This is a genomic window from Rhizobacter sp. P5_A1 (assembly GCF_056400745.1).
Genome location: NZ_JBFUKR010000001.1, coordinates 326,594 through 348,067 on the forward strand (window position 1 = coordinate 326,594; position 21,474 = coordinate 348,067).

The following is a 21,474-nucleotide window of genomic DNA, read 5'->3' on the forward strand; positions in this document are numbered from 1 at the left end:
CTCACTTGGCCTTGCCGGGGTCCTTGACCGCCTTGATCACGTCGAACTCGACGTTGTACAAGCCGTTGTTCATCGCCGGCACGCGCTCGACCTTGCGGATGTAGACGTCCTGCACGATGTCGCGGGTCTGGCCGTCGATCAGCACCGGGCCGCGCGGGCTCTCGAAGATCTGGCCCTTCATCGCCGCGAGCAGCTTCTCGCCGCCCTCGCCCTTGGTCGCCTCGAGCGCCTTGTAGATCACGCGCATGCCATCAAAGCCGCCGACCGCCATGAAGTTCGGCCGCATGCCCTTGTTCGCGGCCTGGAACGCCTCGACGAACTTCTTGTTGGTCGCCGACGGGTGCGCGGCCGAGTAGTGGTGCGAGTTGACGACGCCGAGCGCGACGTCGCCGATGTCGGCGAGCTGGTCGTCGTCGGTCACGTCGCCGGTGGCGATCAGCCGGATGCCGCTCTTGTCGAGGCCGCGCTCGGCGAACTGCTTCATGAAGGTCGCGCCCTGGCCGGACGGCAGGAACACGAACAGCGCGTCGGGCTTGGCATCGATCACCTTCTGCAGCACCGGCGCGAAGTCGGGTGCCCTCAGCGGCGTGCGCAGCTTGTCGAGGATCTGCCCGCCGTCGAGGCGGAACTGGCTGTCGAAGAACTTCTCGGCGTCGAAGCCGGGCCCGTAGTCGGCGACCAGCGTCACGGCCTTCTTGACCTTGTTCTTCGCGGCCCAGTCGGCGATCGCGATCGTCACCTGCGGCAACGTGAAGCTGGTGCGCACGATGAACGGCGAGGCCTCGGTGATGCTCGAGGTGGCCGCGGCCATCACGACCAGCGGGGTCTTGCTCTGGGTGGCCAGCGGCGCGGTCGCCAGCGCCGTCGGCGTGATGCCGAAGCCGGCGATCACCGCGACCTTGTCGCTGACGATCAGCTCCTGCGCGAGGCGCTTGGTCGTGTCGGGCACCGCGGCGTCGTCCTTCAGGATGACCTCGACCTTGCGCCCGGCGATCGTGCTGCCGTTCTGCGCGATCCACAGCTTGACCGCGGCGTCGATCTGGCGACCGGTCGAGGCCTGCTGCCCGGTCATCGGCAGGATCAGCCCGATCTTGATCGGGCCGGTGTCGGCGGCGTGGACGGTGCCGGCGCCGGCGCCGAACGCAGCGGCCAGGCCGAGCGCAATCTTCAGGAGCTGGCGTTTCGAGGTCATGGTGTCTCCGTGTTGGTCTTGGTTCTTCGCGCGAAGCGAGCGCTCGTGACTGTAGCGGTTCAATCCGGCCGGTAGGCCGTGTCGAGCACCACCCCGCCGCCGGTCACGCGCGAGACGCAGGCGCACAGACGCCGGTTCGCGCGCTGCTCGTGCGCGCCGAGAAACACATCGCGGTGATCGATGTTGCCGTGAACCGAGACGATGTCCATCGCGCACAACCCGCACTCGCCGCGCCGGCAGTCGAACAGCGTCTCGACGCCCGCATCGTTGAGCACATCCAGAAGGCTGCGCTCGGCCGGCACCTGCAGCTTCAATCCATGGCGCGGCAGCTCGACCCAGAAGGGCTCGCTGGCTCGCGCGCCGGTATTGCCGAAGGTCTCGAAGCGCAGGTTCGCCGCCGGGCGCCCGGCAGCGGCCCACGCGCCGCGCGCGGCGTCGAGCATCGGCAGCGGCCCGCAGACCAGCAGCAGCGCCTGCGGGTGAAGGCCCGCGAGCTGCGCGGCGATCTCGAGGCGCTCGCCCGCCGCGTCGACGAAGGTTTGCAGCCGATCGCCGAGCGCGCCGCGCAAACGCTCGGCGAACGCGAGCTCGCCGGTCTCGCGCACCGCGTACAGCAGGCGCACGTCGGCGCTGCGCGCGGCCAGCGTCTGCGCCATGCCGAGGATCGGCGTGATGCCGATGCCGCCGGCGACCAGCAGGTACTGCGCTGCGCCCAGCGGCAGCTCGAAGTGGTTCGCCGGCTCGCCGACGAAGAGCTCGGCGCCCTGCGCCAGCGACCACATGTGGCGCGATCCGCCGCGGCCCGGCTGCGCGAGCTTCACCGCGATGCGATAGACCTCGTCGGCGCCTGGCTCATGAGGCGTGCCGGTCAGCGAGTACGAGCGCGTCTCGTCGCGGCCGTCGATCTGCACCCGCACGTTCAGGTGGCTGCCCACCGTCCACGGGCGCACGCCGTCCTCCGAGCGGATCTCGAACTCGCGCACCGTCGGCGTCAGGTCGCGGTGGCGGCGGATGTGGGCGTAGTGCCACTGCGTCGGGTTGCGCATGTTCTATCGCTCCGAGCGGCGCCGGATCAGCCGCGCGCCGGGCACGAGCTGCAGCGACTGGTGGTTGCGCAAGGCCTGCTGCAGGTTGCGTCGCGCGATGCGTGCGTGTTCGCGCATCAGCGCTTCGGCACGCGCGCCCTCGCGCTGCACGATCGCCTCGATCACCGTGCGGTGCTGTTCCTGCGCAACGACGAGCACGTCGCGGGCATGCGGGCCGACCGATTGCGCCATCACGAACCCGTTCGGCGACGCGAACGGCAAGGCCTTCGCCTTCTCCAGCTGACGTGCCAGCAGCGAGCTGCCGGCCATCTCGGCGAGCAGCGCGTGGAAGTGCGCGTTCTCCTGCACGTACAGCGTGAAGGTCTCGTCGGTGAGCGCCGGCCGAGCCAGCGCCGCGTCGATGCGGTCGAGGCACTCGCGCGCCTCGGTGACGAGCACCGGGCTGACCCCGCGCTCGGCCGCGAAGCGCGCGGCCAGGCCCTCGAGCGTGCCGCGCAGCTCGATGGCGTCGGCGATGTCGGATTCGGAGAACTCCTTCACCGCGTAGCCGCCGCCGGCCAGCGCATCGAGCAGCCCTTCTTCGGCCAGGCGCACCAGCGCGAGCCGCACCGGCGTGCGCGAGACGTGCAGCCGCTCGACCAGCCACAGCTCGGCGATGCGCGCGCCGGGCTTCAGCTCGCCGCTCAGGATCAGCTCGCGCAATGCGAGCTGGGCCTTCACCGCTTGGGAAGTCGCGCGCGGCGCCTCGTCGTCCGCCGTGGCGGCATGCGTGGCCGTCATGCCGCCGGCCGCAGCGGGATCGTGCGCGGGCCGCCCGATTCCTTCGCGATCATCTTGTCGATCAGCCGGCGCATCCACATCGAACCGGCGTCGATGTTGAGGTTGTAGAAGCTGTAGCCCGGGTGGTCGTCGATCGCCTGCTGCTGCGCCTCGAGGATCAGCTCGTCCTCGCGGAAGATCGTCGCGACGCCCTCGCGCAGCTCGTGCGTCAGGCGCTGGTCGTGCAGCGCGTAGTTGCGCGCGAAGGCCCAGAAGTACAGGCAGGTCTTGTCGGTCTCGGGCGTGATGGTGTTGAGCACGTAGCCGTTGACGCCGCGGCTGCGGTCGCCGGGCCGGCCGTCGCGCGGCGGCGCGCCGGTGCCGGCCTGCGCGACGCCGACATCGATGTTGATCGTCGCCGGCGCCTCGAAACGGATGATCTGCCAGCGATCGACCGGCCCCTCGTAGCCCAGGCCGTGGCGAATCTGCGCGGCCCAGAACGGCGGCGCCTCGATGCCTTCCATCCAGCGCGTGACGGTGGCCGTGCGATCGCCATGCGTCGCGACGAACGGCGCCTCGGCGACCGCGGCCTGGCCGATGCTCGAGCCGTGCACGAAGGTCTCGTGCGTCAGGTCCATCAGGTTGTCGAGCACCAGGCGGTAATCGCAATGGACACGGATCATCTTGCCGTCGCCGGCCCACTGCGGGTCGTCGTTCCAGTGCATGTCGGGCACCAGCGCCGGGTCGGCCAGCGCGGCCTCGCCCGGCCAGACCCAGACGAAGCGATGGCGCTCGACCACCGGGAAGGCGCGCACGCAGGCCGACGGGTTGATCGTCTCCTGCGACGGCATGCGCGTGCAGCGGCCATCGGCGTTGTAGACCAGGCCGTGGTAGCCGCAGGTCACCTCGTCGCCGTGCAGCCTGCCCTTCGACAGCGGCAGCAGGCGGTGCCAGCAGGCGTCCTCGAGGATCGCGACGCTGCCATCGAGCTTGCGGTACATCACCAGCTTCTGATTGCAGACGGTGCGCGCCAGCAGCGCATGCTTGAGCTCGACGTCGTAGGCGCAGGCGTACCAGGCGTTCAGTGGGAAAGTCGGCATACTGGATTCAAGCTGTATACATACATGGAGTTTGAAGCACGAGAACGTGGCAATTAACTAGGGAAACTACCGATGATTCGCAACGCTCTGTATTCACGTGACAGGCGCTGGTCGCCGATATGATGAATCTCATCACTGCCGGAGACACACGATGACGCACCGCGACCGACCCCCCTTCCGCGCCGACCACGTCGGCAGCTTCCTGCGCCCGAAATACCTGCTCGACGCGCGCGCGCAGCGCGCCAGCGGCGAGATCACGACCGAGCAGCTGCGCGCGGTCGAAGACCGGGCGATCACCGAGATCGTCCGGTTCCAGGAAGACGTGGGCCTGCAGTCGATCACCGACGGCGAGTTCCGCCGCACCTACTTCCACATCGACTTTCTCGAGCGGCTCGGCGGCGTGAAGACCGAGATCCCGGTCACGATCGTCAAGCCCGACGGCAGCGAGGAGCTCGCGCCGCCGGTGATGCGCGTGGTCGGCAAGGTCGAGCACAAGACCGACATCCAGCGCGCCGACTTCGAGTATTTGAAGTCGCAGGTCACGTCATCGGGCAAGAGCGGCCGGACGCCGAAGGTCACGATCCCGTCGCCGACGATGCTGCACTTTCGCGGCGGCCGCGCCGGCATCAGCCGCGAGCACTACCCCGAGCTCGAACCGGCCTTCTACGACGATGTCGCGAAGGCCTACGGCGACGAGCTGCGCTCGCTCGCCGAGGCAGGCTGCACGTACGTGCAGATGGACGACACCAACCTCGCCTACCTGTGCGACGAGAAGATGCGCGAGGCCGCGCGCGGCCGCGGCGACGACCCGAACGAGCTGCCGCACCGCTACGCGAAGTTCATCAACAAGGTCGTTGCGCAGAAGCCCGAGGGCATGACGCTCGCGATGCACCTGTGCCGCGGCAACTTCAAGAGCACGCACGCGGCGGCCGGCAACTACGAGCCGGTCGCCGAGGCGCTGCTCGCCGAGATGAACCTCGACGCCTACTTCATGGAGTACGACGACGAGCGCTCCGGCGACTTCCGCCCGCTGCGCTTCCTGCCGAAGGGCAAGATCGTCGTGCTCGGCCTGGTGACGACCAAGTTCGGCACGCTCGAATCGAAGGACGCGCTGAAGCGCCGCATCGACGAGGCCTCGACCTACGCGCCGATCGACCAGCTGTGCCTGAGCCCGCAGTGCGGCTTCAGCAGCACGGTGCACGGCAACAACATCGCGGTGCAGGCGCAGCGCGACAAGCTGAAACTCGTCGTCGAGGTGGCGCAGGAAGTCTGGGGTTGACGGGCTGGTCAGCAGGGAGGTTCGGGCCTGGGGATCGGGATCTGAACCGGGCACGGCGAAACGACGCGCCCTTCTTTCAACAATGTGACTTCAGGTAGCAAGGCCGGCACGGGCCACCGTGCCAGCAGCATCTTCGTCAACAGCGGCAGCATGAAGATGGGGAACACGCTGGCAGCGAGATAGGCCTCGAGCAGCGGCAGCCCTCCCAGCCACGGGGCAACCACGACCCACACCAGTGTGACGTTGCGGTTGCCGCTGACAAGACCGACCGTCAACGCGTCGGCCGCGCCCAGGCGCGAGAAGAGAATGAAGCCGACGATCTGGAACCCGACGTTCACGGCGAACGCGAGCCCGATCAGCTGCAGCGCCTGCACGCCGTGGCCGAGCACGTGCTGCGGCATGCCGTGCATGGCACCGATCGCGACCGCGAGCAGGCCCACCACCGAGACCCCCGTCATGGCGCTCGGGTTGCGCGCCACGACGGCCCCGGCGAATCGCCGCATCAGAACCGCGGCGCCGGCCGCCGTGCCGATCACCGCGACGATGCGCGCGAGCATGGCCGCCACATCGATGTGCGCCGCCGACCCACCGATCAGCGCCGCGACGGGCGGGAGGTAGAGCGGAGCGAGCAAACTGATCGCGATCGTCGCCGCCAGCGCGAGAGCGGCGTTGAGGCCGAGCATCGCCGCCATCGCCGCCGCGCTGCCAACCGGCGGGCCCAGCATGCACAGCATGATCGCCAGCCCGATTTCGGTCGGCAAGTCCAACACTTCCACGAGCGCCCAGGCCAGCGTCGGCACGCCGGCCAGTGTCCAGACGAGCACGGCAGCGGCCCGCAGCGGGCGGTGCAGCTCAACACGGAAGGCCTTGCGGTCGACCTTGAGAAAGGCGCCGAGCGTGAACACGAACACCGAGGCGCCCATCCACGGCTTGGCCGCCGCGGCCAGGGTGGGGAAGACGAAGCCGATCACGACCCCGAAGAAGAGCAGCAGCGGCCCGTGGCGGCCGGCGAACGCAAGTACCGAATTCGTGACTGCGGTGCTTCCTCGGAACATGAGACGTCCGTGCCGTCAGCGTTTGCGGCTCGCGACCGGAACGAGGGTCTGCGGATAGACGTGCGCAAGCATGGTCGGCACCGGCTGGTGGGCGAGTTGCGCCCAGGCCGTCAACTGGTCCTGGGTGCTGTCCCAGTCCCGGCCGAACAGCGCCGGGCCGTGCAGATACATCCACAGGGCCAGTTCGGCCGACGGTGCGTGCCCGTCATCTGCCAGCCTGATGAGGCGCGCGTAGGCCTCGGGGAACCGCGCCTGGCGGAACGACGCCACGGCATCGGCATGCAGGCGTTCGCTGACGCCCGGGGCCGACTGCGCGAACGCAGCGGGCGCATGGCAGCCCAGCACGAGCAAGACAACGGAAATGCACCTAAAGGCGATGGTCGACATGGTTTGATCTCATGAACGGGTGAGTCGCGGGTCGCGCTGGCATCGGCGGGGCCCTCCGCGGCGGCGAACGCATGTTCACGGACACAGCGCCCTGCAGGCACGGCGCGTTCAATAGTGAACAGACGGCACACGCGCCCCGCTACAGTCGCCACATGTCCCGGCCGAACCGGCGAAGCTGGGCCGCGCCTCGACCCTCTAGCCGTTGGTCAACGCGCGTTGCGTGCGAAGCACACCTGCTGCTTGGCGCCGGACCAGGCCATCGCGATCAGCGAGAGACGAGCGGCCTCGCTGCCGACATGTTTCACCAACTTTCATCCAGTTCGAACGCTAAGCACGTCGTTCGCGCAGTACCAGCCCGGGTCACCACCTCGGCGGCAGCTTCTTCAGCAGCACGATGTGCTCTCGCGAGACGGCGATGTAGCCGCCCCGCGCCAGATCCTGCAGCAGCCGGTTGACCATCGCGCGCGAGGCCCCGAGGCGCTCGGCAATGCGCGTCTGGCTGAGCGGGCCCGGCACGACGCGTTGGCCCCCGGACTCGACGGCCAGCGCGTCGAACAAGCCGACCAGTCGGCCGTAGACGTCGACCGATGCCAGGCGGCCGACCGTGTTCGTCAGCGTGCGGACGCGCTCAACCAGGCGCTGGATCAGGTGGAACGCCAGGTCGGGTTGTGAAGCCAGAGCTCGCTCGACTTCCGGCCGCGTCACGCGCGTGAGCCGCGCGCGGACGGTCACCTCGACCGTGGCCGCCCGCCGCTCGCCGCTCAGCATCAGCTCACCGAACAGCTCACCGGGGCGCAGCGTGTTCAACTCCACTGTGCGGCCGCCATCGCCGGCGATCACGGCGCGGAGCTCGCCGGAATGGACGATGTACATGCAGTCCGCCACATCGCCTTCCGTCACGACGGCGGTGCCGGGCTCCCAGGTGCGCGTTTCGCCCAGCTTCGCCAGCTCGGTAAGGATCTCCTCGGCTTGTCCCACCCCGGCTCCTGTAGTCCACGCGCACGGCGCGTCGTCCGGGTCGACTGTACCTAGGCCGCGCCACGACCCGTTCACTATTGAACCGGGCACACCCTTCGGCCGAGATCGACATGACCATGCGTGCACCGATCGGCCATCGCCGATCGATGAAGGAGATCGGGTCATGGGCAACTCAAGGCGCCTGAGGGCTTCTGCCGCCATCGCTGTGGCCGCCATGGCGGCGCTGACGGCCGTCTGGCTCACCGTGCGGTCGGCCCCGACGCCGCCGCTGGCCACGGTCCACGCGATCTCCCTCCATGCAGCGAGCGAGCTGCCGACACCGACCGGCGCCGTCACGGGCACCGACACCGGCACGAGCGTCCCGGATGCGAGCGCGGCCTTGCAAGGCCGCGAGGGCGCGCCGGTGCAGGCGTCCCCGACCTTCTGATCGCGTGTCTCGCACGCGAGTCGTTCCGCTCGCGCCTTTCAACACCGAGCCATGGACACCCACATGACAACCCTGTTCTGCGGCCGAGCACCCGGATGGCGTTGAGAGCGACGCAGCGACCTGTTCACTATTGAACCGGGTGCGCTCCGCAGCCGCTATCGACACGACCATGCGTGCAGCGCTCGGGCATGGCCAATCGTGCTGTCCCGCAGCGTCATCGTTTGAAGCCAAACCGACAGGTGCGACTCGCACCGTTCAAGGAGTTCATCATGATCACGAGCCCCATTCTCCCGACCGACGCGGCTGATGCGCCCGGCCTCTCCGCGCAGGGTGCTTTCCAGCGTGCCGTTGCAGAACTCGCACGGCGCTGCTCGACCGGCACGGCCGACGCAAGGGAACGCTATCTCTCGCAAGCGGTGGATCATGAAGATCTGGAAAATCGCATCCGGACATGGGACGCGCACGAAGCACGTCTGCGGAGCCTTCCACCGGTTCTATGAGGCCACGCCGGACATTGGCGGGGCGCTGGCAAGTGGTGTTCTTCCTCGCAGGCGACTGAATGCGGTCTAACCACCGCGGCCCGCCTCCCAGGCCTCGGTGATCTCGCGTCGCCCCGAGACATTGCGCAAGAAGGCCTCGGGCGGCACGACGTCGGCAAAGCGTCCGGCGAGTGTGTGGAGCAGCTTATGGGCCGCGGCCAGCAGGTCGTTCGCCCGGCTGTCGCCCAGGGGCGCCAGCACATGGTGCAGGTACATGGGGCCGTCGAGGCAATCACCCCACCCCCCCTGGGCGGCCACCTCGCCCAGAAGCGCCTCGGCTTCGCTCAGCGCTTGCGCCGCTTCCCCCATTTCGTAGCGGATGCGCACCGCCGCCGCCCACTCGGTCCACACGAGATCCTGCCGACGCGCGTCGCTGAACGCCGCGCTGGCGGCACGGGCCTGCGCCAGCGCCTCGGGCATCCGGCCCATCGCTCGCGCGCACAGTTGCGCGCCCCGGTGCGCGATGGCCTGCGCCATCCGGTCGCCGATGGGTTGCGCAATGCGCAGACCTTCCAGCGCGGCGTCGTAGCCCGCCTGGCTCTCGCCCAGCTCGAACAGCACGTTCGACAGATGTGCGTGGCCGATCGCTTCCATGGCAGGGTAACCGCCGACCAGTCGGCACTCCTCGATCACGCTGAGAAACTGGTCCCGCGCCTCAACCTGCAAGCCCGCATAGTGAAGAATCGTGGCCAGGTTGTTGCAGACCATGGCGACCCCCTGGCGGTTGCCGGCCGCCTGGTAGGCCTGCTGCGCCGCGCCGAGGTGTGCTCTTGCCGGCGCCAGCCGTTCGTCGAGCATGTACACGGTGCCGATGTTGTTGTGGATCACCGCCTCGATCAGCTTGTCACCGGCAGCGCGCGCCCGTTCCAGCCCACGCTGGCCGTGCACCAGGCCCAGTTCGAAGCGTGGCAGCCGCATGCAGGCGGCGATAACGTTGGCGTGCACGCGCGCAGCCTCCAGCGCAGACGTGTCGCCCACCTGCTCGAGAAGGCGTTCGCCGAGTTCGATGGCCTCTTCGTAGCGCGTGTGGAGGTACAAACTCCAGACCTGTTGGTTGCCGAGCCGCAGTCGCAGCGCGTCATCATCGATGTCGTCGGTGAGACGCTGCAGGATCTCCAGATCACGCAGGTGTCCCGGCGCATCCCCGCGCCGCATCGTGGCACTGGCGTGCAGGTGGTGCAGGCGCCACAGGCGCCGCGGTTCGGTGCCGTCTTCCAGCGCCAGGGCGCGCTCCAGATGGGCCAGCACGATGCTGTCGCTCTGGCGCCTGCTCGCACTCTCCGCGGCACGCAGCCAGTAGTCGATGGCTTGCCCGTTCTGCCCTGCACGTTCGAAGTGCTCGGCGATCTGGTGCGCGAGTTCGTTGTCGCGACCGGGGCTGCGTGCCTGCAACCACAGCGCCGTATGCCGGTGCCCTTCCCGCCTGTCGGGCCGCAGCACGGTGTCGTAGGTCACCTGGTGCAGCAGGTGGTGGCGAAAGTGGTACTCGCGAGTGGCCTCGAACGCACTCTGAGCTTGCGGCAAGGTCAGTTCGCGCAGGCTCAGCGCCAGCAGTTCGTCGGGCGCACGCGGGTCGATGGTGGCCAGCGCCTCGTCCCAGAATTGCGCGCCGACGATGCTGGCCTGCTGCATGCTGCGCCGCTCGTCGGCGCTCAGGGCGTCCAGCGTGGCCTGGAGCACACCCACCAGCGTGGGCGGAACCTTCAGGCTGTGCAACTGAGCTTCCTGCACCTGCCAATGTTCGCCGGCCGTCTGGACGACGCCGCTGTCCACCAGCATCTGCAGCAAGGCTTCCATGTAGTACGGGTTGCCCGCGGTCTGCTCGGCCAGCAGGCTTTGCAGTGCGGGCACCGGCTCGGCGAAGCGGGACTGCAGCGCGTGCGCCAGCGCATCGCGCGCTGAATCATCCAGCGGCTGGAGGTCCAGCCGCTGGTGTGCCGGCGCATCGCCACACCACTGCGGACGCCGCTGCAGCAGTTCGGGCCGCGCGGCACACAGCAGCAAGAGCGGCAGCGCCAGGCTGTCGCGTGCCAGCTGCTCGATCGCATCCAACGAAGCATCGTCGGCCCATTGCAGGTCGTCCAGCACCAGCACCAGGGGCTGCAGGGCAGACTGCAGGCGCAGGTATTGCTGCCAGGCGTGCAGGCCGCGGCTGCGCAGTTGCGCACCATCGCGCAGGATGCCGCCGACGAAGGGGCTGCCGCTGTAGTCCAGGCCGATCAGGTGGCCCAGCAGCGCCGTCTGCTCGTCGGCCGCGGCACCGAAGATCGGTGCCAGCGCGGCGGCGAAGGTCTGCTGCGCCTGCGCCTGGCTGTGGCTGTCGCGCACGCCGTGGTGCCAGAACAGCAGGTCACGCAGCAGGCCGTAGGGCTGGTGCCGGGCTTGCGGGTGGCTGCTGGCGCGCCACAGCGCGCCGGCCCGCACGTCCAGCGGCAATCCGGCCTCGAACTCGGCCAGCAGCCGGCTCTTGCCAAGCCCGGTCTCGCCGATCACGGTGGCAGCGTTCAGCGTGCCACCGGGTGCAAAGACTGCGGCCGTGACGCGCCGCAGGCACGCCAGTTCATGGTCACGCCCCAACAGCCGGCTGGCGACGCCGTCCGCCCCGTGCCGCAAGCCACGCAGGCGCCGGTCGCGCGGGGCCAGCACCTGGAAGCTGCGCATCGGTTCGGGCAGGCCCTTCACCTGCAGCGCCGGCTGCTCCAGCACGTCGAAGCTGCCCTGCACCTGGCGGTGGGTGTCGATGCTGATGCGTAGCGTGCCCGGCAGCGCGGCCTGCTCCAGGCGCGCGGCCACGTTCACGGCCAGTCCGCTCAGGCTCTTGTCGTTCTCGATGCCGCCGCCGCGCACCACCGCACCGGTGTGAATGCCCACGCGGGCGCCAAAGCCTTCGTGCCCGTGCGCCTGGCGCACGGCGTCACCGTGGCGCGCCGCTTCCTGCAGCAGCGCCAGGCCGCAGTTCACCGCGCGTTCGGCATCGTCGTCGCGCCGGCCGTTGGCACCGAAGGCGGCCTTCAGGTTGTCGCCAGCGTAGCGCAGCACCTCGCCGCCATGCAGCGCCACGATGCGGGCGAAGGCTGACAGCGCGCCATCGACCACCACCTGAACATCTTCGGGCTCGAGATGCCGGATGAGATCGGTCGAGCCCACGATGTCCAGAAACAGCACGCTCACCTGCCGCAGCCGGCGGACGGGCTCGGCCGGGACGGCCGCGATATGGTCAAGAAGAGGACGCAGCGCCGCATCGATCAGGTCGTTGCCCAGCACCGCGCGCCGGGCCTGCAGCATGGCGACTGTGTCTTGGAGAACTGCGTTCGCCGACGCGCCGGTGGACCCGTCTGCGACCTGCAGTGGGCCGGCCCAGACGTCTGGCTGCAAGGCGGCCAGGCGCGCCTGCAGCGATGCCACGGCGAGTTCGACGACCGCATCACCGAGCGTGGCGCGATGGTCTTGCAACGCCGCGATTGCGGAAATGATGTCGTCGAGGTTTTCGTTGTGCATGTGGTGCCGCCCCTGCCGCACGGTGTTGAGTCACGCAGTGCGGGCGGAAGTCTACGGGCCAGTCCGGAAGTGGGCCGAAAGCGCATAGCCGGCTCCGGCCAGGCGGCTGAAGCGGTCGTAGGCCCGCGAAGAGCGCGCCTCGCGGAACGAGACCACGCCGCCGCGAGTTGACGTCCGCGGCGCCGGCGCCTGGGAAGTCACCGGGCGAGTTCGCCCGGCTCCACTTCAGACAAACGTCGAAAAGGCTTTGACCAGCTATGCAAGGCTGCTGCTCACCGCGGACCACAGTGCCCAAGCTTGCGGAATGTCTTCCAGTGCGGTGTGGACCATCACGACCTTCGACTGCGGGTCGACGCAGATCCGCTGCCCGTTCTGCCCGACGAGCGCGAACTGCCGGCGACTGCCCGGAAGCAGCCAGATGAGATAGCCGTAGCCGAACCTCATGGATTGACCGGGCGCCAGATATCGCTCCGACGCCCTCACCGTCGTGGCGTCGCGCAACCAATCTGCGGGGATGAGCTGCCGGCCGTCCCAGGCGCCATCGCAGGCCAGAAGCCGGCCCAGCCGTGCATAGTCGCGAAGCGCGGCACTGAACCCGAAATGCCCCACTTCATCGCCCTCCGCATCGACGAGCCAGGTGGCATCGGATTCGGTGCCCAGGGGAGACCACAGCTTGTCTCGCAGGTAGTCCGACAGGGGGCGATCGAGTGCCTTGCGGAGCACGACGGCGAGCACGTCGGGCTCGATGCTGGCGTAGTGGTATCGGGTGCCTGGCGCAGCGATGCGGCGGTCGAACTGCCGGATGCTCGCGACCGTTCCCTTCTTTCCGGGCAGGCCCGCGCCAAGCACCATGTCGCGCCACAAGGTCGATAGATCGCGACCGTCGTCGCGCTCTTCGCCGAAGTCGACGCCGGACGACATGTGCAGCAGCGCCCGCAGCGGCGTGCGGCCGAATTCACTTCCTTTCAGGCCCGGGACGTAGGTCTGCGGCACGTCGTCGATGGACCCCAGCGCGCGGTCCGCGAGCGCCAGGCCGACGAGGAGTCCGGTGAGGGATTTGGTCATCGACTGGCCGAGCAGCCGATCGGTGTCGGTCCGGCCGTATTGATAGTGCTCGAAGAGAATCCGGTTGTCCTTCGCGATCAGAAGGCCGGTCACCGGATGACGTGAGAGATGGTCGCTCAGCGACTTGAGTTGGCCTTCGTGCTCGTACCGCAGAAGCGCGTCCGACCGGGCGAAGTTCCATGGCGCGCTGGCGCGTGCGACTCGCCGCGTCGCATAGATCTCGTCCAGATGACTGAACGCACCGACTCGCTCGCCCGGGAGCCACGGATTGCCTTGGGCAATGGCTCGCTGCCGTGGCGGAACGGGATAGTCACTGGCCTCGCCGTAGCGCACGGAGTCAGGCCCTCCGTGCGTGAAGACGGGGCCTGTCGAGCCCGCCGCCGACAATGCCGCGCGGCCCGAGACAGCCGCCGCAAGACCCAACAGCAGCGTGCGGCGTGAAGAACGGCAGCGATCCATCGACGACAGCCTGAGTCGAGTCCCATGTAGCGTCACATGATTGTCCGCCACCGCTGGAAGCCGCCGTTCACCCGGGGGCGCGTTCCCAAAGCGGACCGCGGTTCAGTTGCTCCCCGACAGCCGGCCTATTGCAATTTTCAGCCCGTAGATCAGGAATGGCGCGACGAAAGATGCCAGAACCTCTTTGACGATCTTCGGGTTGAACGGCCAGGTGGATGCCGCGAGAACTTGGCTCTCGTAGGCGCTGAGAACGACCAACGGGTCGTAGAGGGCGGCGATATCGCTTTGTCCGCCTTCGGCAAGCTTTCTCTTCAGCTCGCTGCGGGCCACCAACCAATGTTGGCGAACGACGGCCAATTCACGTTGCTGCGCGACGATCAAGGCCTTGTGGATGCTCCACACCGAAGTGAAGAACAGCGTCAGCGAAACGACGATCAAGATCGAATAGATGACGAGGGAGCGGACCGAGTGCAGGGTCTCGTAGGACTGGAAGATCAGGCTCAGGCAAATGCCGCCGACGAAAGTGAGCGCAATGGTCTGCCCCCAGCGCGCCATCGGCGCCAGCAGCTGGCGATCGAAAAGATCCAGTTGCAGGCCGGCGCGCATCATGCGGGCGAGTAGCCGCGTTCGCTCCAGGCCGTCGTAGATCGCGAGCGCCATCAGGCTGAACAGAACGGCGTTGGCAGCGATGAGGTAGAGCCACATCCATGTCCCTTCGATGCGCCAGGAACTCGTGACCCAAAGAGAAAAGACCGCGCCAAGCAGCAGCGCGATCAATTCGCCGCGCCTCTTGGCGGCATGGGCCTCGCTGACGATTTCGGGCTGATTGCAATGGGGTCGCAGCGTGTCGATGGCCAGCGCAAAGCGTCTTTGCAGCCACGGATAAATTCCCAGGATGTAGACGATCAATGTCGGCTCGAGTCCCAATTTCCAGAGACCACGTGGACCAACCGTTGCGAGGCCCGCCTGCGAGAAGACGGCCAATGCCAACAGCAGCGCCAGCAGGAGGACGACAACGACCGCGGAGACGTACCGCGATGGACCCGCGTAGGCGACAAACTGGTCGACGAGCGACGGAGGTTTCGTGTTCATCGAGGCGCCGGCAATCAAGTGTGATGCTCGCGATCATGGCGCAACCCATGGCCCGCCGCCGGTCCGATGTCGGCTTTTCCAGGCCGGTGCCTCCTTCAGCCCGCTTGGCTTTGGCGGTGCTCGCGGGGCAGCTCTTTTTCAGACGCTATTGACCAGCATGGTCTTCAGTGAGTCCCCGAACAGCCGGTCGATCTGCGCCACCTTCAGCGCCTTGTTGGTCAGGAAGGTGGACGGCAGCACCCGCAGGCCCTGCTCGGAAGCCAGCATGAACTTGCCGCTGTAGCGCACCCCCTTCTTGACCAGTTCCAGCGTGGCCTGCGCAGTGAGCTTGCCGCCGCTGACGACGTCCACACCGCCCAGCCCCGGCTTGATGTTGAGGCTCATCTCCTGGCCGGCGCTGATGGCCAGGCCGTCCAGCTGCAGGCGCAACTGGTCGCGGCCGACGCCGATGCGGCTGTGCACCACCAGGCTCAGCACCTTGTCCCGGCTGGAGAGCAGCTTCACGGTGTTGGTGTGTGTGCCCAGGTCGCGCACCTGTAGCGTGTGCAGGTCGCCGGCGTGGGCTTCGCCACTGATCATCACTTCCGTCAGCCCCTGCTTGAAGGCGTAGCGCAGCTCGCCGCGGCGCAGGCCGCGCAGCGTGTGGATGAAGTTGCTGGGCGACTGGAACACCGGGCCGAGGGCCGACAACGCGGCGGCCGAGACGCGGCCGCTAGCGACGTTGGACAGCATGGCGTGCGAGAGCGCCGCGTCCGTCGGCCCCGCGCCGGCTGGCTTCGCGGGCGCCTGCAGCAGATGAATCATCAGCCGCCCTTCGTTGGCGGCGACAAAGGCCGTGTTGGCCTCCACCGCGCGGCGTATCGGCGCCGGCGCCCACTGACACAGGTACTCGCGCAGCGTCAGGCGCGTCCAGTCGGTGCCGGTGCGGCGGTTGGGCGGTGTATAGCGCGACACCCGCCTGGGTTGTGAGCGCAGGTGCACTTCCGCCGGCACCATGCCGTGCGGACGGCGCGGTTTGTCGACCACTTCGGCGACGGGCCTGTCGCCCGTGCGTTCCACAGCGCACAGGTCTGTGTGGGCGTCAAAGCCCTTCACCGACACGAACTTGTTGGCCACCGATTGCCCGGCCTTCAGGCGCGCCACCGCGTCGGCGCCAAAGGCGTCCAGGTCGACGCCGTTTTCGTCGGTCAGGCTCAGGGTTTCGCCGTCGGAGCCGACGATGAGGATGGCGCCGCTGAGCAGCAGCATCAGAGCCTCGAAGATGGGCGTGCGCGGCTGCTCGCAGACCACCGAATAGGGCATGTAGTGCATGCGCCCGCCGGACCACTCGCCGCCCGCGTACATGCTGCCGCCGCTGTAGCTGAAGGTGTTGGCGTCCGGGTCCACAAGCACCGCACGCAGCGCGGGGACTTGCGGCGCCGGGAAGTTCGGGTCGTGCACCCACAGCTTCCAGGGCTTGCTGCTGTCGTCCCAGGCCACAGGCAGGATGCAGTGCGGCGCGCCGCTGAAGTCGTAGTTCTGCGCGATGCACAGCACCGGGTCCATGCCGTGCGCATGGGCGTCGCGCGTGGCGTGGAAGACGTCCACCGGGTCGTGCGTGTTGCCGGACAGGAACTGGCCCACGAACCACCAGATGGCCGGTGCGCCCACCTGGTACTGGTGCTTGATGTTGAACTCACCACGCACCGCTTCCCACTGGTTGCTGGCATCGGAAAAGCGGTCCAGCGGCAGGCGCAGGATGCTGCGGTGCTTGTAGCTGTAGATGGCCTCCAGCGACATGCCGAAGCAGTTGCCGCTCTTGGCCAGTCCCTTGACCGCGGCCTCGTAGAACAACGCCGCCAGCCAGTCGGTGGGGTCCCACCACTCGGTGTCACTGTCGACGTCCGTGAAGGCCGCGGCGTACTGCGGCCAGCTCAGTTCGTTGGTACCGCGGTTCTTCACGCCCCACCAGCGCTGGTTGTCGTCCAACAGTGCCTCGTTGACACGCGGCGACACCGACCAGGTGACGGTGTTGATATTGTCGAAGCCGCCGCTGTTGAACAGACCGCCGCGGTTGCCGCGCAGGCCCCAGGCGTTGGCCATGTCCAGCACATGCGAGAAGTAGCCCAGGTGGTCGTCGTCATCGGGCCAGTCGCTGTCCCAGATGTCCATGGTCAGCTTGATGACGCAGTCCACCCGGTTGGGCACGATGCCCGCCGGGCCCAGGTTCAGCGTGCGATTGATACCGTAGACGTTTTGGCCGTCGGAATCGCCGCTGCCGGGGATGCGCTCGGCGTGGATCACGTGGCCGTTGTCTTCCACGCCCAGGTGCAGATAGACGTCGTTCTGGCCGCGGCCCCAGCCTTCGGATTCCTTGCTGTCGATGCGACCGATGTTGATGTCGAATGCTTGGCACACGTAGGTCTCGCCCATGCTGCCGAACCAGACGATGCTGCCGTGCTGGAAGATGTTGAAGCGTGCGCCGCCTGCGCCGGGCACGTCGCCTTCATCGCTGGTGGGGAAGCCCAGTTTGCCCGAAGGGCCGCTCAGGCTGCGGTAGGTGGCGCGAATGTCGCCATGCACTTCAAAGGCACCGCTGCCGGCGCTCCAGTAGCAGGTGACACCTTCGAACTCGCTGGTGCGGCCTATGACCTGGGCGCCGTTGAGCAAGTCGCCCTCGTTGCTCACCGGGTAGCCCCAGGACGAGACCTCGCCCACGGCCCGGAAGCGGGCCAGGATGGCGCCGTGCACTTCAAAGGCCCGCGGCTGCCCCGCGCGGTGGTACATGTTGCCGCCCTGGAAGCGCTGGCGCAGGCCGCCCGGAATGCTCTCTGCCGCCGCCAGCGGCAGGCCCAGGAAGCCGGACTCGCCCAGGCTTTCGTAGTCCACCCACAGCTGCGCCGTCACCGGCCGCGCGCCCGTGGCGGGCGACCAGTACAGCCCGCCGCGGCTGAACAGGTTCTTGCGACCGCCGCGGCGCGCCGTGTCCATCTCGTCGCTGATGGGGTAGCCCAGCTCGGCGCGGTTGGGCAGGGCCCAGTAGGCCTCGCGGATCAGCCCATGCAGTTCAAAGGCGTGGCCCACCGCGTCGGCATACATCAGTGTGCCGGCGCCAAACGACTGGACCCAGGCGCCACTGGGCAGGTCGTACTGGTACACGGCCGTGGGCGAGCCGAAGTCCAGGTAGGGGCGCAGATCCTCTTCCTTGTAGGTGAGGAACCATTGCGGGTGCGAGCGCCGTTCGTCGACCTGCGCTTCCAGCTCGATGGGGATGTCGGCATGCAGCTGCAGCGCGGCCATGCTGCCCATGAAGTGTTCGTGGATGCCGTCGGCCGCCACGCCGGCGCGCAGCAGGTCGCCACTGCCCGCCGCCAGCGTGCCTGCCGGGTACGCGCGCACCGAGCGGATCACACCGTCGACAAAGAGGCCCAGCGTGTCGGTGTCGTAGACCAGATCGGCGGCGTACCAGGTGCCCAGCTTCAGGTCCATCAGCCACTGCGTGGACGCTTGCCCCGCGCCCGCCGCCGCCAGCGTGAGGCCGGCGACGAGGTGGAAATCGCTGCTGCCGCTGCCGGGCTCGACAGCCAAGCCCAGCGGCAGCGCGGCAGAGCACACCAAGGTCTGCCGCGCCACGGGCTTGATGTCGACCTTGAACACCGTGCGGACCGCGAACTTCACGCGGTTGAGCGCTGCCACGGGCAACTGCGTCGTCAGCGACGCGCCGGCGCCGAAATCCAGGGCCTGCGCATAGGTTCCCAACGTGGTGGCTCCCGGCCCCGCCCCAACGGTGCAACCCGTCACCGTGGCCGGCAGCGTGGCGTCCGGGTTGGCGGGCGTGGTGCTGCCCAAGTCGTAGTCGACGATCAACTGGTTCATGTTGCAGTCCCGCTGGCTTTGGTGGAGCGGTCGACGATATGAGCATGGGTGTGCTGGCCTATCCCGCAAAGTGATGCGAAGGCGGCTCACCCCCTAGGGTTAGGCTTGTCCGCGCTGCGACGGGTGCGCTGTTGGAGACCCAACAGTCCTGCACCCACTCGACGCCATGGCTCAGCCTGTCGTGACTGCTTGAAAAGGGCGGGCCCCGTTCTCTGCCGCCCAGGGTCCTAGCCGCTCAAGGCGCATTTGAGATCCACTGGTCGGCATGGATGCGGTACGTGAGCAGGTCCTTGCCATACCAGCGTTGAACGCCGGCCTCTTGCATACCCAGGCGCCTCATCACGTTCGCGGATGCGACGTTGGCCGGATCACAAACGGCGAAAAGTTCTCGCGCATTCAACTCTTTGAACACGAAATCACCCATGGCTCGCCCCGCCTCCGCGGCCAGGCCCTGACCCCATCGATCCCGCCGAAGCCGCCATCCGATCTCCAGCGGACAATCCAAGTCGGGTACCAAGGTCGCCTCTCGCCGCAGATTTTGAACGGCGCCTGCGCCAACGAGCTCTTCGGTTTCGCGCTCAAAGAGCGCCCACCACGAATAGCCAACCTCGCCCCAGCGCTTCACAACGCGCCCAATGATTGCGCGGGTCTCTTCGAGCGTTTCCGGTCGACCCGCCGAGAGATAGCGCATCACCTCCGGATCGGAGTTCAGCTTGTTCAAGCCGGCAAGATGGCCTTCGGCGAAGGGCTCCAATCGGAGTCGACTCGTGGTCAGCAGCGTCATGGGCAAAGGTCAGCGACCAGGAATGGGATCGAGCCATTCTGGTGAAGCGTGTTGTGGCGGTCAATGGCTGGAGCCGGCTTGTCTTCTTTGCGGTCTTGGCCGCGACCTTCACCGGTCCGCGCAAATCGGTTCAGTCCGCTGAGCCCCCGCAATGCCACGACTGTCGATTCGGCTGGTTTTCGTTCGTCGTGGGGGATGAGGTGGCGGAATCGTTCCGCCGCGCCACGACCAGGAGACGTGACCATGCGATTCCTTTCGATGATCCGAATCGACGAAACCGCCGGCCAAGTGCCCAGCGAGCAGCTGATGGCCGACATGGGCAAGCTGATCGATGAGCTCACCCGCACCGGGCAGCTCGTGAGCACTGCCGGGCTGCGGCCTACCTCCGAAGGCGTGCGCGTGAAGTTGCACCGCGGCGGCAGCCTCACGGTGGTGGATGGCCCGTTCACCGAGACCAAGGAGGTGATCGGGGGCTACGCGATCCTCGAGGCGCCGTCGTCGGCGGACGCCGTCGAGCTGACGCGGCGCTTTCTCAAGGTGCACGGCACCGATTGGGACGTCGAGTGCGAAGTGCGCCAGCTCGACGGGCCGGAGCTCGGCTGCAAGCCCTGACGTTTGCAAATCACGCCGGCAATCACGCCACGCTTGTTACTCACGCCGTCGGGCGGCCGCCGCTAGCCTGACCTTCAGATCACACCGAATCAACCAAGGACCGAACCATGCCTGCTTGGACGAACGCGCTGCGCGCGCACTACCGCTGGATCATCGTGGCCGCAGGCGGCGCGCTCGGCTGCGTGGCGATCGGCGGTCTGTTTTCGCTGCCGGTGTTCCTGCGCCCGATCGCGCAGGACACGGGGTGGTCCACCACGGGGATCTCCACCGCGATGACGCTCGCCTTCGTGGCGCTCGCGCTCGGCAGCATCGCCTGGGGCACCCTCTCCGACCGCGTGGGCCCACGCATCGTGGTCCTGGCGGGCTCCTTGCTGCTCGCCACCGGTCTCGCGCTGGCCAGCCTGGCGACTTCGCTCGTGGCGTTCCAGCTGTTGTTCGGCGCGCTGGTCGGCTTCAGCGCGGCGGCGATCTTTGCGCCGATGATGGCGTGCGTCACCGGGTGGTTCGACACGCGGCGCAGCCTGGCTGTGTCGCTGGTGTCGGCCGGCATGGGCATGGCGCCGATGACCATGTCGCCGCTGGCAGCGTGGCTGGTGCAGGGCCACGACTGGCGCACCTCGCTGCAGATCATCGCGGCCTTGGTGGCGATCATCATGGTGCCCATGGCGTTGCTGATACGCCGCCCGCCTGCACTGGCGCAAGCCGCGTCCGCAGCGGCAACGGGCTCGGCGCATGAGCCGGGGTTGTCCGTCGGGCAGGCCATGCGCTCTGCGCCGTTCCTGATCCTGGTGGCGACGAGCTTTCTGAGCTGCGCCACCCACTCGGGGCCGATCTTTCACACGGTGAGCTACGCCGTCACCTGCGGCATCCCGCTGATGGCCGCCGTGTCGATCTACAGCCTGGAAGGCCTCGCGGGCATGGGCGGCCGCCTCGTGTTCGGGCTGCTGGGCGACCGCTTCGGGGCCGCGCGCGTCCTGGTGCTGGCGCTGCTCGCCCAGGCGATCGTGGTGCTGGGCTATGTGTACGCGCGCGAGCTGGGGAGCTTCTACACCGTCGCTGCGTTGTTCGGCTTCACCTATGCCGGCGTGATGCCGCTGTTTGCCGTGATCGCGCGCGAGAATTTTCCGCTGCGCATGATGGGCACGGTGATCGGCGGCACCACGATGGCCAGCAGCCTCGGCATGGCGCTGGGGCCCGTGCTGGGCGGGTTGATCTACGACGCGTTTTCCAGCTATGCATGGCTCTTCATCGGCGCGTTCTCGCTGGGCATCGGGGCCTTCCTGTCCGCGCTTGCGTTCACGCGGCTGCCGCGACGGCAGCTGATGGCCGCGGTGGCCTGAGCGATCA

Annotated in this window: 17 protein-coding genes; 5 read left to right on the plus strand and 12 right to left on the minus strand. The window is 67.9% G+C overall.

Annotated features, from left to right (window positions below; all coding sequences use genetic code 11):
* Window position 1: 1 nt before the first annotated feature.
* Genes AC1DTW_RS01575 through AC1DTW_RS01590 form a run of 4 tightly spaced genes read right to left on the minus strand, consistent with a single transcriptional unit; the run spans window position 2 to window position 4,097 of the window.
* Window positions 2-1,192: an ABC transporter substrate-binding protein gene (locus AC1DTW_RS01575; protein ID WP_477978407.1), complete on the minus strand. Its 1,191-nt coding sequence runs from the start codon at window positions 1,190-1,192 to the stop codon at window positions 2-4.
* A gap of 59 nt (window positions 1,193-1,251) precedes the next feature.
* Window positions 1,252-2,238 carry a PDR/VanB family oxidoreductase gene (locus AC1DTW_RS01580; protein WP_477978409.1) on the minus strand — a complete coding sequence of 329 codons (987 nt, stop codon included), beginning with the start codon at window positions 2,236-2,238 and terminating at the stop codon, window positions 1,252-1,254.
* A gap of 3 nt (window positions 2,239-2,241) precedes the next feature.
* Window positions 2,242-3,018 carry a GntR family transcriptional regulator gene (locus tag AC1DTW_RS01585; RefSeq protein WP_477978411.1) on the minus strand — a complete coding sequence of 259 codons (777 nt, stop codon included), beginning with the start codon at window positions 3,016-3,018 and terminating at the stop codon, window positions 2,242-2,244.
* Window positions 3,015-4,097, minus strand: coding sequence for an aromatic ring-hydroxylating dioxygenase subunit alpha (locus AC1DTW_RS01590; RefSeq protein ID WP_477978413.1), 1,083 nt, complete (start codon window positions 4,095-4,097; stop codon window positions 3,015-3,017). The genes AC1DTW_RS01585 and AC1DTW_RS01590 overlap by 4 nt, the downstream gene beginning before the upstream one ends.
* A gap of 151 nt (window positions 4,098-4,248) precedes the next feature.
* Here AC1DTW_RS01590 and AC1DTW_RS01595 point away from each other — a divergent pair, with 151 nt between their 5' ends.
* The gene (locus AC1DTW_RS01595) at window positions 4,249-5,376 is read left to right on the plus strand and encodes a 5-methyltetrahydropteroyltriglutamate--homocysteine S-methyltransferase (RefSeq protein ID WP_477978415.1); all 1,128 of its coding nucleotides are present in this window, start codon (window positions 4,249-4,251) and stop codon (window positions 5,374-5,376) included.
* Window positions 5,377-5,384: 8 nt separating this feature from the next.
* Here the strand turns inward: AC1DTW_RS01595 and AC1DTW_RS01600 are convergent, their stop codons facing one another.
* From AC1DTW_RS01600 to AC1DTW_RS01610, 3 genes are all read right to left on the minus strand, one after another.
* Window positions 5,385-6,431 carry a hypothetical protein gene (locus tag AC1DTW_RS01600; protein ID WP_477978417.1) on the minus strand — a complete coding sequence of 349 codons (1,047 nt, stop codon included), beginning with the start codon at window positions 6,429-6,431 and terminating at the stop codon, window positions 5,385-5,387.
* Between the two features lie 15 nt (window positions 6,432-6,446).
* The gene (locus AC1DTW_RS01605; RefSeq protein WP_477978419.1) at window positions 6,447-6,818 is read right to left on the minus strand and encodes a hypothetical protein; all 372 of its coding nucleotides are present in this window, start codon (window positions 6,816-6,818) and stop codon (window positions 6,447-6,449) included.
* Window positions 6,819-7,178: 360 nt separating this feature from the next.
* The gene (locus AC1DTW_RS01610) at window positions 7,179-7,796 is read right to left on the minus strand and encodes a Crp/Fnr family transcriptional regulator (protein WP_477978421.1); all 618 of its coding nucleotides are present in this window, start codon (window positions 7,794-7,796) and stop codon (window positions 7,179-7,181) included.
* A 163-nt stretch (window positions 7,797-7,959) separates the two neighbouring features.
* On the opposite strand from AC1DTW_RS01610, the gene AC1DTW_RS01615 reads away from it, so the two are divergent.
* Both AC1DTW_RS01615 and AC1DTW_RS01620 read left to right on the plus strand, forming a co-directional pair.
* Window positions 7,960-8,223 carry a hypothetical protein gene (locus tag AC1DTW_RS01615; protein WP_477978423.1) on the plus strand — a complete coding sequence of 88 codons (264 nt, stop codon included), beginning with the start codon at window positions 7,960-7,962 and terminating at the stop codon, window positions 8,221-8,223.
* 269 nt (window positions 8,224-8,492) lie between these two features.
* Window positions 8,493-8,723 (plus strand): hypothetical protein, encoded by a 231-nt coding sequence (locus AC1DTW_RS01620; protein WP_477978425.1) that lies wholly within the window; start codon window positions 8,493-8,495, stop codon window positions 8,721-8,723.
* 66 nt (window positions 8,724-8,789) lie between these two features.
* Here AC1DTW_RS01620 and AC1DTW_RS01625 read toward each other — a convergent pair whose 3' ends face one another.
* From AC1DTW_RS01625 to AC1DTW_RS01645, 5 genes are all read right to left on the minus strand, one after another.
* Window positions 8,790-12,260, minus strand: coding sequence for an ATP-binding protein (locus tag AC1DTW_RS01625; RefSeq protein WP_477978427.1), 3,471 nt, complete (start codon window positions 12,258-12,260; stop codon window positions 8,790-8,792).
* A gap of 255 nt (window positions 12,261-12,515) precedes the next feature.
* Window positions 12,516-13,784: a serine hydrolase domain-containing protein gene (locus AC1DTW_RS01630; RefSeq protein ID WP_477978429.1), complete on the minus strand. Its 1,269-nt coding sequence runs from the start codon at window positions 13,782-13,784 to the stop codon at window positions 12,516-12,518.
* A 102-nt stretch (window positions 13,785-13,886) separates the two neighbouring features.
* The gene (locus tag AC1DTW_RS01635; RefSeq protein ID WP_477978431.1) at window positions 13,887-14,876 is read right to left on the minus strand and encodes a hypothetical protein; all 990 of its coding nucleotides are present in this window, start codon (window positions 14,874-14,876) and stop codon (window positions 13,887-13,889) included.
* 138 nt (window positions 14,877-15,014) lie between these two features.
* Window positions 15,015-18,731, minus strand: a complete 3,717-nt coding sequence (locus AC1DTW_RS01640) for an LGFP repeat-containing protein (RefSeq protein WP_477978433.1) — start codon at window positions 18,729-18,731, stop codon at window positions 15,015-15,017.
* Window positions 18,732-18,966: 235 nt separating this feature from the next.
* Entirely contained in the window at window positions 18,967-19,515 is a 549-nt protein-coding gene (locus tag AC1DTW_RS01645) for a GNAT family N-acetyltransferase (protein WP_477978435.1), read from the minus strand.
* Between the two features lie 243 nt (window positions 19,516-19,758).
* On the opposite strand from AC1DTW_RS01645, the gene AC1DTW_RS01650 reads away from it, so the two are divergent.
* Both AC1DTW_RS01650 and AC1DTW_RS01655 read left to right on the plus strand, forming a co-directional pair.
* Window positions 19,759-20,127 (plus strand): YciI family protein, encoded by a 369-nt coding sequence (locus AC1DTW_RS01650; protein ID WP_477978437.1) that lies wholly within the window; start codon window positions 19,759-19,761, stop codon window positions 20,125-20,127.
* 107 nt (window positions 20,128-20,234) lie between these two features.
* Window positions 20,235-21,467, plus strand: a complete 1,233-nt coding sequence (locus AC1DTW_RS01655; RefSeq protein WP_477978439.1) for an MFS transporter — start codon at window positions 20,235-20,237, stop codon at window positions 21,465-21,467.
* Window positions 21,468-21,474 lie beyond the last annotated feature (7 nt).

Excerpts from the sequence above, each read along its gene's own strand:
- AC1DTW_RS01655 (WP_477978439.1), top strand. The coding sequence starts at position 20,235 with ATGCCTGCTTGGACGAACGCGCTGCGCGCGCACTACCGCTGGATCATC.
- AC1DTW_RS01625 (WP_477978427.1), bottom strand. The coding sequence starts at position 12,260 with ATGCACAACGAAAACCTCGACGACATCATTTCCGCAATCGCGGCGTTG.
- AC1DTW_RS01575 (WP_477978407.1), bottom strand. The coding sequence starts at position 1,192 with ATGACCTCGAAACGCCAGCTCCTGAAGATTGCGCTCGGCCTGGCCGCT.
- AC1DTW_RS01640 (WP_477978433.1), bottom strand. The coding sequence starts at position 18,731 with ATGAACCAGTTGATCGTCGACTACGACTTGGGCAGCACCACGCCCGCC.
- AC1DTW_RS01585 (WP_477978411.1), bottom strand. The coding sequence starts at position 3,018 with ATGACGGCCACGCATGCCGCCACGGCGGACGACGAGGCGCCGCGCGCG.
- AC1DTW_RS01615 (WP_477978423.1), top strand. The coding sequence starts at position 7,960 with ATGGGCAACTCAAGGCGCCTGAGGGCTTCTGCCGCCATCGCTGTGGCC.
- AC1DTW_RS01630 (WP_477978429.1), bottom strand. The coding sequence starts at position 13,784 with ATGGATCGCTGCCGTTCTTCACGCCGCACGCTGCTGTTGGGTCTTGCG.
- AC1DTW_RS01595 (WP_477978415.1), top strand. The coding sequence starts at position 4,249 with ATGACGCACCGCGACCGACCCCCCTTCCGCGCCGACCACGTCGGCAGC.
- AC1DTW_RS01600 (WP_477978417.1), bottom strand. The coding sequence starts at position 6,431 with ATGTTCCGAGGAAGCACCGCAGTCACGAATTCGGTACTTGCGTTCGCC.
- AC1DTW_RS01650 (WP_477978437.1), top strand. The coding sequence starts at position 19,759 with ATGCGATTCCTTTCGATGATCCGAATCGACGAAACCGCCGGCCAAGTG.
- AC1DTW_RS01590 (WP_477978413.1), bottom strand. The coding sequence starts at position 4,097 with ATGCCGACTTTCCCACTGAACGCCTGGTACGCCTGCGCCTACGACGTC.
- AC1DTW_RS01605 (WP_477978419.1), bottom strand. The coding sequence starts at position 6,818 with ATGTCGACCATCGCCTTTAGGTGCATTTCCGTTGTCTTGCTCGTGCTG.
- AC1DTW_RS01645 (WP_477978435.1), bottom strand. The coding sequence starts at position 19,515 with ATGACGCTGCTGACCACGAGTCGACTCCGATTGGAGCCCTTCGCCGAA.
- AC1DTW_RS01635 (WP_477978431.1), bottom strand. The coding sequence starts at position 14,876 with ATGAACACGAAACCTCCGTCGCTCGTCGACCAGTTTGTCGCCTACGCG.
- AC1DTW_RS01620 (WP_477978425.1), top strand. The coding sequence starts at position 8,493 with ATGATCACGAGCCCCATTCTCCCGACCGACGCGGCTGATGCGCCCGGC.
- AC1DTW_RS01580 (WP_477978409.1), bottom strand. The coding sequence starts at position 2,238 with ATGCGCAACCCGACGCAGTGGCACTACGCCCACATCCGCCGCCACCGC.